Origin of the sequence: Parafrankia soli, assembly GCF_001854695.1 — a bacterium.
Classification (GTDB): Bacteria; Actinomycetota; Actinomycetes; order Frankiales; family Frankiaceae; genus Parafrankia; species Parafrankia soli.
The window spans coordinates 1-5,009 of the sequence record NZ_MAXA01000071.1 but is presented as its reverse complement, the minus strand read 5'-3'; the positions used below and the strand labels follow the sequence as shown (position 1 = coordinate 5,009).

Genomic DNA, 5,009 nt, shown 5'->3' with positions numbered 1-5,009 from the left:
CGCAAGCTCACGCCGCTGGAGACCGAGGAACTGGCCCGGCTGCACCGTGAGATCGCCACGACCGAGGACGAGGCCCGCCGCAGGAGCCTCGACCGCCGGTTCTTCCAGATCATCGCCACCGCCGGGAAGTCACCGCGGCTCGACGCGATCCTGGAGTTCCTCGGCGGCGTGCTCCAGGGCAGCTTCTACTTCGACGCGCCCGCGTGGGGGGACAACGAGGCGAAGTACCGGGAACGGCTGCTCGACGCGATCCAGGCGGATGATGTCGTCACGGCGACGCGGACCAGTGAGGAGCACGTGCGCTCCTGCGCCGCCGTGACCATAGAGCACCTGCGGTCCCGCGGCTACCTGCCACCAGCGCCGCCAGCTTCGCCCGCCGCCAGCCCCTGACCTTGCCGTACGGCTATCCCGAAGGGCGGGCGGCGGCGAAGGCGCGCAGCTCTCGGGCGACGTCCGGGCCGGCGGGCGTGTACATGACCTCGTGGAACCCCGCCTCGGCGAGCCGGCCGAGCTTCCGTCCGACGCTGACGGAATCACCGACCAGGGTGCCGACGTAGACATCGCCGGCCATGGTGTCGACGTCGATGTGCTCCAGCAGGGGCCGGTCACGCTMGGAGAGGTGGGTGACATGGCCCTCGAAGGTGAGCAGGTGGCGCTCCTCCTCGGAGGCCAGGCCCTCGAGGGCCTTCCGCCACTGCGAGCCACCGGGCAGGGCGTCCACCCCGGCCGCCCCACGGACGGCATAGGTGGTGTGCCAGCCGACGACCTGCCACGGGCCGATCGCCTCCCGTACGCGGCTGGAGCTCGGGTCCTCGCCGGGGTCCAGCACGGTGCCCGAGACCATCGTCGCGGTCGGCAGCGTCGGGTGGGGCGGCCCGATCGTGCCGTCAGCCACCTCGGGGGCGCGTTTGTTGCCGCGCGGGCCGAGGACGCTGAGCCACAGCGGCACCTGGACCGGCCGGGCGGCGGTCAGGCCGGGCCAGTGCAGCATCCGGGCCGCCTCGCCGTCGAGCACGATCGTCTCACCGGCGAGCAGCTTGCGGACCGACGCGGCATAGTCGAACAGCGCGTCCAGCGGCATCGCACGCTGCCCGATCGTCATGCGCGCCGTGTAGCCGGTACCGAAGCAGGCCCGGAAGCGGCCGCCGGACAGCCGGGCGATGGTGGCGATGCCGGACGCCATCGTCATGACGGACCGCTGGGTCGGGATCAGGACGGCGGTGGCGAGACCGATCCGGGTCGTCCGGGCGGCGGCGAGCGCCAGGTGCGCGAACGGGTCCTCCCACAGCGGCGCCGAATCGAAGATCCACACCCGCGCGTACCCGAGCTCTTCGGCGAGCACGGCGAGGTCGGCGAAGTCCGGGCCCGGCGGGAGCCCGCACGATAACTCAAACTCGTTCGCGTCGGTCATGGAACCGTTTCTACCAGGCAATCAAGCGTGGCGGCACCGCAATCGGAACCGACCCCCTGGTATCAACATCGACGCAAACCCCTGTTTCGAGATTCTCACTGAATCATTCGAGCGTCAAGGCCGCCATCGCGAACTCGCCTCCGCACCGAGCGGGCAGGTGCCGTCGGTCGGGCCCTCCCCTGGTTTCCGTGGACTCGCAATTCATCAGTCGGCCAAGGTCCCGCCAACTGACTGGCGGCACAGGACGGACATGGTCACCACCCGGGCGACTCCCCTGGTCACGCTCGTTCGCGGGCGCCAGGCCGGGCCGCCCGAATTGCGGCGCGACCGCCGCTCCACTTGACTCCAAGCCATCCAATATGCTAGCCGGCCGGTGAAACGATAATAGTCGCAGGCAGACAGTGCGTCTCTGGTAATGCCGAGCTATGGACGTCCCCGAACCCGCGCTGTTAGCTGCGGAAGCGATAACGGACGTTGCCCCTCGCAAACGCCTAGCCCTGAGGAGCCCCGATGGCGACCGGACCAGGAGCCGAGCACCCGGAATCACGCGACTCGTCCTCGGCAGCGCAGGCGCAGGCACCCAGGCTGGCACCACTGCCGTTCGAGAAGTGGGACGACGAGACCAGGTCCATCCTCCTGCGCTACCTGCGGCGGCCCGAGCTCTACCTGTCGGGCGCCCCGGACGCCCCCCCGATGCCGAAGGCGCTCGGGCTGTTCGCCCACCACGTMCAGCTGAGCGAGACCTTCCTCGCGTTCACCGATCTGTTCGCCGGCGAGCACGCCACGCTCGACCCTCGGCACCGCGAGCTCCTCATCCTGCGGGTAGCGTGGCGCACCCGCTCCGGCTACGAGTGGGCCCAGCACACCCGGATCGGGATGCAGGCCGGTCTCACCACCGAGCAGCTCTACGCCATCCCGCACGGAGCCGAGGCCGAGGTGTGGACGCCGGTCGAGCGTGCACTGCTGGCTGCGACCGACCAGATGATCGACCAGTCGCGCGTCGGCGACGACACCTGGCAGCTGCTGGCCTCCCATTTCGATGCGGGGCAGCTGCTCGAGCTGTCCTTCGTCGTCGGCGGCTACCTCTGTCTCGCGGCGGTCCTCAACAGCGTCGGCCTGCAGCCGGACCCGCCGACCGAACCGGTCGACGCACCGGCGCTCCCCGCAGAGCGTGACCCGTCCGCCTGACAGCGGCGAAATCGTAGGACATCCCGTACGCGCCGCGAACGAGCGACTCGTGTGACGGTCCGAGCCCGGGCATGAATCCGGGGCGGCCCATGACAGCGAGTGCCTCGACCAACGCCCCGGGGTCTGTTCCGTCCGAGCCTCACACGGCGGCGTGCCTGGCGGGCGTCGCCCGTCATCGACCTCGACCGCGCTCGTCAACCTCCTGGTGCGTCTCCATCAGAACCGGGTCATCGGCGAGTCATGATCATTACGGCGTCACAGCTCGTCAACATTGTTGACTATCTTGAGTATGGATGGACCAGCCAGGCGCCGTCGCCGCGCCATGTCGCCGCGCGTCGCGTCGCGTCGCAGCCAGCAGGACGGGCCAGCCGAGCACTCCAAAATATCTAGACTAATCATGGGCCAGAGTCGAGTGACCGCGCGCAGCTTTCAGCGCCATATCGTCGCGCCCCGGTAGGCTGGACAGACCGCAAACACTCAGAGAAGGTCGATCATGGTGGCCGAGCCGGGGAAAGCACGGAATCGCGACCGGGCCACACTGCGCGAAAAGCCCCAGCGCATCGCCGACGAGATTCGGCAGCTCATCGTCGAGGGCGATCTTTCCGAGGGCGAGTCACTCGGCCACGAGCCGGATCTGGTCGAGCGGTTCGGGGTCTCCCGCCCGTCCCTGCGCGAAGCCCTGCGCATACTCGAGACCGAGGGCCTGATCTCGGTCAAGCGCGGCGTTCTCGGCGGCGTCGTCGTCCACCGGCCGGACCAGCGGATGACGGCCCGCACCGCGGCGCTCGTGCTCCAGGCCCGCAATGTGCCGCTCGCGGATGTCCACGCCGCCCGCAGCCTGCTCGAACCGGTCGCCGTACGGCTCGTCGCCGCGTCAGGGGATCACCGCTCGGCGGCCGCCGAGCTGCGGCGGCTCACCGCCGAGCAGCTCGAGGTGATCGACGACCCCGAGGCGTTCGGGAACGCCAACTCGCGCTTTCACGCCCGGCTCGTCGAACTGGCGGGGAATCAGACACTGGGCATTGTCGCCGAAATGCTCAATGAGATCGTCGCCCGAGCCGTCGCCGCGGTCAGCCAGCCCGAGGGCGGGAAAGAAACCACCGAGACACGCCTGCGAGGGCTCCGTTCCCAGGCCCGGCTGGCGACACTCGTCGAGGCGGGCGACGCCACCGCCGCCGAGGAACACTGGAAAGAGCACATGACGGTCGTGGGAAAAGTGATCCTCACCCAGGGAGCCAAAACAGTCATCGATCTGATGCAGCATCAGTACTGAGGCAGCGTCAGCGCTGGGACGGCGTCGGCGCTGAGACGACGTCAAGCACTGAGACGACGTCAGCGCTGAGGCTGTCCGGAGCCCCGGGCGGTCAGTGTCCCTCGAAGACGGGCGGGCGGCGCTCGGCGTAGGCCGTAAGTGCCTCCCGCATGTCCCTGGTGTGGACGTTCACCGTCTGTGCCAGCGCCTCGACCTCGAGGGCCTGGGCCAGTGATGACGTCCCGGCGGCGGCCAGCTCACGCTTGGTCATGGACAGGGCCACCGGCGGCCCGGCCGCGATGGTGCCGGCGATCTCGCGAACCGCGGCGTCGAGCTCCGCCGCGGGCACGACCGCGTTCACGAAGCCGATCTCGGCCGCCTGCGTCCCGCTGAGCATCCTCGCGGTGTAGGCGAGCTCCTTCGCCCGGTGCACGCCGATCCGCTGGCGAAGCAGCCAGGACGTGCCGAAGTCGAGGCTGAGTCCGCGCCGGGCGAAGATCAGCGAGAACCGTGCCGTGTCCGCGCACCAGGTGAGGTCGGCGGCCAGCGCGAGGCCCAGGCCGGCACCGACGCAGAGCCCGTCGACCTTGGCCACGACCGGCACGGGACAGTCGTGAACCGCCAGCACCACGTCGGCCAGCACCCGCATGTTGTCGAGGTTGTGCGACGGTGCCCCGCTCCCGTTCGAGGAACTCTCGCCGCGGGTGCCGCCGAGGTCGGCGCCGGTGCAGAAGTTCCCGCCGGCGCCGGTGAGGATCACGGCGCGGGCACCGGAGTGGCCGACCTCCCGAAAGGTGCGCCCGAGGGCCACCCACATGTCACCGGTGCAGGCGTTCCTCGACTCCGGCCGGTCGATCGTGACGGTCACGACGAACCCGTCGCGGTCCACCCGGATGTTCGGGTGGTAGGACGGCACAACCTCTTGCATCATGACTATATATCTAGAGATATTGGACGCCTACGTCAACCGGACAACCCGCGCGCGGGCCGGAACCGTGCCCGTGCAGGCCCGCCGCCGCGCGGCCGGCCGCGTCACGCAGGACCGCGGTGGTCAGCAGGCGGCCGTGGTCGTCCTCTCCTGTGCGCGTCCGGCGCGCGCGGCAAGCCACGCCGGCGCGGCCGCCGGCCCTCGCCGGTGGCACCTACCGGCCACCACCT

The 5,009-nt window shown here is 69.9% G+C and carries 6 protein-coding genes; 4 read left to right on the top strand and 2 right to left on the bottom strand.

Going from position 1 to position 5,009, the window contains the following annotated elements:
* The coding region (locus tag BBK14_RS08310) for an FCD domain-containing protein (protein WP_116430022.1) at positions 1-390 on the top strand (390 nt) is incomplete at its 5' end.
* A gap of 13 nt (positions 391-403) precedes the next feature.
* On the opposite strand, the gene BBK14_RS08305 is transcribed toward BBK14_RS08310, so the two are convergent.
* On the bottom strand, positions 404-1,432 hold the full coding sequence (locus BBK14_RS08305) for an LLM class flavin-dependent oxidoreductase (protein ID WP_275078458.1): 1,029 nt from the start codon (positions 1,430-1,432) through the stop codon (positions 404-406).
* Positions 1,433-1,921: 489 nt separating this feature from the next.
* On the opposite strand from BBK14_RS08305, the gene BBK14_RS08300 reads away from it, so the two are divergent.
* Complete coding sequence (locus tag BBK14_RS08300; RefSeq protein ID WP_071060736.1) at positions 1,922-2,599, top strand: carboxymuconolactone decarboxylase family protein; 678 nt, start codon at positions 1,922-1,924, stop codon at positions 2,597-2,599.
* A 493-nt stretch (positions 2,600-3,092) separates the two neighbouring features.
* Complete coding sequence (locus BBK14_RS08295) at positions 3,093-3,872, top strand: FadR/GntR family transcriptional regulator (protein WP_071060734.1); 780 nt, start codon at positions 3,093-3,095, stop codon at positions 3,870-3,872.
* Positions 3,873-3,963: 91 nt separating this feature from the next.
* On the opposite strand, the gene BBK14_RS08290 is transcribed toward BBK14_RS08295, so the two are convergent.
* Positions 3,964-4,782, bottom strand: a complete 819-nt coding sequence (locus BBK14_RS08290; protein ID WP_071060732.1) for an enoyl-CoA hydratase/isomerase family protein — start codon at positions 4,780-4,782, stop codon at positions 3,964-3,966.
* Here BBK14_RS08290 and BBK14_RS39285 point away from each other — a divergent pair.
* Positions 4,781-5,009, top strand: a 229-nt coding sequence (locus tag BBK14_RS39285) for a hypothetical protein (protein ID WP_206744659.1), incomplete at its 3' end; no start/stop codon positions are given. The genes BBK14_RS08290 and BBK14_RS39285 overlap by 2 nt on opposite strands.

Coding starts and splice junctions, on each gene's coding strand:
- BBK14_RS08295 (WP_071060734.1), top strand. CDS start 3,093: ATGGTGGCCGAGCCGGGGAAAGCACGGAATCGCGACCGGGCCACACTG.
- BBK14_RS08290 (WP_071060732.1), bottom strand. CDS start 4,782: ATGATGCAAGAGGTTGTGCCGTCCTACCACCCGAACATCCGGGTGGAC.